At 68.4% G+C, this 3,859-nt stretch carries 3 protein-coding genes; 2 read left to right on the forward strand and 1 reads right to left on the reverse strand.

Features of this window, described 5'->3' with window-relative positions; genetic code table 11:
- Both IBX62_09920 and IBX62_09925 read left to right on the forward strand, forming a co-directional pair.
- Positions 1-360 (forward strand): hypothetical protein (locus tag IBX62_09920; GenBank protein ID MBE0477402.1); only part of this gene is annotated, 360 nt, incomplete at its 5' end.
- A 54-nt stretch (positions 361-414) separates the two neighbouring features.
- On the forward strand, positions 415-1,911 hold the full coding sequence (locus IBX62_09925; protein MBE0477403.1) for a fused MFS/spermidine synthase: 1,497 nt from the start codon (positions 415-417) through the stop codon (positions 1,909-1,911).
- Positions 1,912-1,940: 29 nt separating this feature from the next.
- Here the strand turns inward: IBX62_09925 and IBX62_09930 are convergent, their stop codons facing one another.
- Positions 1,941-3,791 (reverse strand): O-antigen ligase family protein, encoded by a 1,851-nt coding sequence (locus IBX62_09930; protein MBE0477404.1) that lies wholly within the window; start codon positions 3,789-3,791, stop codon positions 1,941-1,943.
- Positions 3,792-3,859: the final 68 nt, after the last annotated feature.

Consider the following 3,859-nt stretch of genomic DNA (forward strand, 5'->3'; position numbering starts at 1 on the left):
GAGACCAAGTGCTACACGTGCCATGACGAGCGCGCCTGCGACTCCTGCCACGGCATACGGATGCCCCACAGTGCGGGATTCATCAACAGCGAGCACCCGCGTGTCGCCACGCTCGACACTTGGTACAAGGGCGGGAAGACCTGCAAGAAGTGTCACACCGCGAGGCGCAACCCCTGCGACAAGTGCCACGACAAGGGTCCGTTCCCCGGTCACCCCACCAGCGCCTGGCCGAGGGTGCACGGCTCTCGACCCGCCGCAGGCTTCGACTCCTGTGACAGCTGCCACGGCAGCATGGCCAAGGTCAGGGGCCGTAACTTCTGCGGGGTGTGCCACGAGCGGTACAAGAGCTTCCAGCGGTAGCCCGCCGGGGCGGAACCGTCGTCGCAGCTAGGCCGACAAGGACTGGATCAGAGAATGCGGACCGACGCAGCTTCACTCGCCGACAGGCCGCTCGTGCTCGAGACGGCGGTCTTCGTGTCTGCCGGGATCGGGATGGTACTCGAGCTGGCCGGGTCGCGCCTGATGTCTCCCTACTTCGGCAGCTCGCTGTTCGTCTGGACCAGCCTCATCGGCGTGATCCTGGCGTTCATGAGCCTGGGCAACTACGTCGGGGGGCGGCTCGCGGACAGGTGGGTGGATGCGACGATGCTCTCGTGGGTGCTGGGGATCGCTGCTCTGGGTGTCGCCCTGATGTCCTTCAGCGAGGACCGTCTTCTGCCCGCGCTCGTGGCTGGAGGCGCGACGAGGACCATGTCCGTCGTCGCTGCCTGCCTGCTCTTCGCGGTCCCGTCCATGCTGCTCGGTGTGGTCACGCCGTATTCCATCCGCGTCAGGATGCACGGCGTGGAGCATGCGGGCGCCACGGTCGGCTCACTCTACGCCCTGGCTACGCTGGGAAGCATCGCAGGCACGTTCGCCGCCGGCTTCTGGCTCATCTCCGTTCTGGGTACGCACAACATCATGCTCGTCTGCGTCGTGGTGCTAGCCGGGCTGGCCGTCGTGCTGATGGGCCGTTTCGATTGGAGGAAGGCGCTGCTGCTGGCCGCTGTCCTCGGCATGGTTCTCCTCTCATGGCTCGCGTCACGCTCCGGGACGGTGTCGCTGGACACGCAGTACGACAGGTACCTGCTGCGCACGGCCGCCGACCCCGACACCGGGCGCGAGCTCATCGGGCTCTCCCGCGACCACATCTCGGCCGAGTCGGCGTCGTACGTGGACAGCGGAGAGCCCTACGCGTTCGACTACTACGGCTACTACGACCTCGCCGCGCGCCTCACCCCCGGGATCGAGCGCGCGCTCATGGTAGGGGGCGGGACCTTCAGCTATCCTCGGATCTTCGTCGCCACGAACGCGAACGCCACGGTCGACGCCGTGGAGATCGACGGCGAGCTGGTGGACGTGGCCCGCGAGTACTTCGGCTTCTCCGACGACCCCCGCATCCGCGTCTTCCTCGAAGACGGCAGGACGTTCCTGAATCGTGCCGAGGGGCCTTACGGCGCGGTCTTCATCGACGCATTCAAGTCAGAAGCGACGGTTCCGTACCAACTCACGACCGTGGAGGCCTGGAGACGATGCTACGACCTGCTGGCGGAGGACGGCATCCTGGTCATGAACGTCGTCGCCTCTCCCACTGACGAACGCTCGCGGTTCTACGACGCTCTGTTCGCGAGCATCTCGGCGGTGTTCCCTCAGGTCGAGGCGTACGCCGTCCAGGGTCTCGAAGCCGACGCCCCGCTGCGGAACACGTCGATCGTAGCGGTGAAGCGCCCCGGAAGCGACCTGGCTGCGGCGATCGAGGCCGTGGCGCCGGAGTTCGCGGCGAACCGATTCACGGGGTACGAGGTCCCTCAGGGCACCCGGCTGCTGACCGACGATTTCGCTCCGGTCGATCAGTACCTGATGAGACTGTAGCGGCACCGGCCGCTCCGGGCCGTCCGGCGCTAGCGCTCCGCGAGCTGCTCGATGAGCGCCACGGTGGCCGCATCCGCGTTCCGTTCCGCCTGCATCGCCCAGAGGGGATCGGAGCGTACGAGCTTGGCGTAGGCGATGGCGGTCTGCTCGTCGTGTTCGGCCAGCAGAGCCGTGCCCGCGGTCGCCCAGAAGCCGGACGCGGGATCGGCGAGCATGCCCGCCTCGACGGCCTCCCGCAGGGCTGCCGCGCTCGTGGCGCCCGCGTCCGTCTGCGCGGCCCACAGGTGCAGCTCCGAAGCCGCAAGGCGTGCGTCCCACGCCATGTTGTCCTTCACGATGCCGCGCTTCTGCTCGGCGAGCGGGAGGTAGCCCACGGCCTGGGGGGCGCCCGCGGCCAGCCCGGTCGAGAGGATGTCGTTCGCGGTCTCCATGGGCATCACGTCCCACGAATCCTCGACCAGCGCGAGTTGGCGCGCCACCGCGATCGCGGGGTCCATCCAGGCTCCGGAAGAGAGGCGCAGGGACGCCGCGCGGTTGGGGGTGGGTACCCAGGCAGCCGCGACGAAGGCGAGCAGCGCGGCGGCGCCTGCGAGGAGCAGCAGCCCTTTCCTGCCGGGGGGTCGGGCGGCCGCTTGGGGGGTGGCACCAGCCGCCAGTACGAGTCCGACGAGGAGGCCGCCGAGCGTCCATGCGACGGGGTACGCGAAAGCGAACTGCGAGAGGACGAACAGCGCGGCGGTGCCGGCGACCAAGACGAGGAGGGCGGGCCTGTACGCTCGGGCGGCCGCCCGCGTCGCCTCGAAGACGGACAGCTGCATGAAGAAGAGGACCGCCAACCCCAGGATGACTGCTACGACCCCTCCGCCCGTAGCCAGAAGGAAGAACACATTGTGGGGGTCGGTCGTGGTAGTGACGTCGAAGGTCCCACCGTCGAACGTCCAGCGCGAGATCGGCGTGGCATGAGCGAGGCCGCGTCCGAACAGGGGGTTCCCCTCCACGATCCGCGCGGCCGAACTCCAGAGCGTGCCCCGTGCGTTGCCGAGCGAGTCCAGCAAGGTCACGGTGCGCACCGACCAGTTCTCCGACAGGACTGCCACTGCAGTGGCAGTCCCAGCGATGCCGACGAGCGCGGTCCACACGCCCGCGAAGACCCTTCCGGTCAGGCGGGGGAGCGCGACGACCAGGGAGGCGACGTAGATAGCGGCGACTGCCAACGCGACGGGCGCGGCTGCGGCGCGGGCTTCGCCGATATTCACCGCGATCACGACGAGCGCGAGCGCCGCCGGCACGACGTGAGCGACGTTCCGTCGCTTCAGCAGTCCCCAGGCGATCGCGGCTGTCATCCCCACGGTCAGCAACTGCAGCTGGTACTGAGAGTTGGGCGTGAAGCCGCTCGGGAGCCCTCCGACGGTATCGGTCGGTCCCCACAGCCACCCCGCGACACCGGACGCGGCACAGTAAGTGGAGATCGCGATGAGCGACCAGACGACGCCGTCCGAGGACGCCGGCTCGCCACGAAGCCGACCCGAGGCCCATGCGGATGCGCCGAGCGTCGCGACGGCTGCCGACACGAGCCAAAGGACCGTGCCGTCCGAACTGTACGCTCCGTACAGGGCGACCAACGGCTCGGGGGCGAAGAGCGCCCTCGCACCCAGGTACAGGATCAGCGCCGCGAGGGAGATGGTCAGCGCCTTCGGAACGTGGAGGTGGGATCCGCGCCTTGCGGCGGCGACAGCCGCGGCAGCGAAGCCGGCGAGCAGGAACGTCATGAACAGCTCGGAGTGCGCGATCGTGTCGATGAAGATGGGCGCGACGAGGGAAACCCCGATGAGAGCCGCGGGCCAGTACCTGCCTATCACTTCGTGGGAGGATCTCTGCACGTCGAGGTCCCGTCGATGCAGGGCCGGGTCGTCCCGAGTCTAGCAAATAGGGTGCTCAACGAGGTGAT

Source organism: Coriobacteriia bacterium (genome assembly GCA_014859305.1).
Classification (GTDB): domain Bacteria; phylum Actinomycetota; class Coriobacteriia; order Anaerosomatales; family Kmv31; genus Kmv31.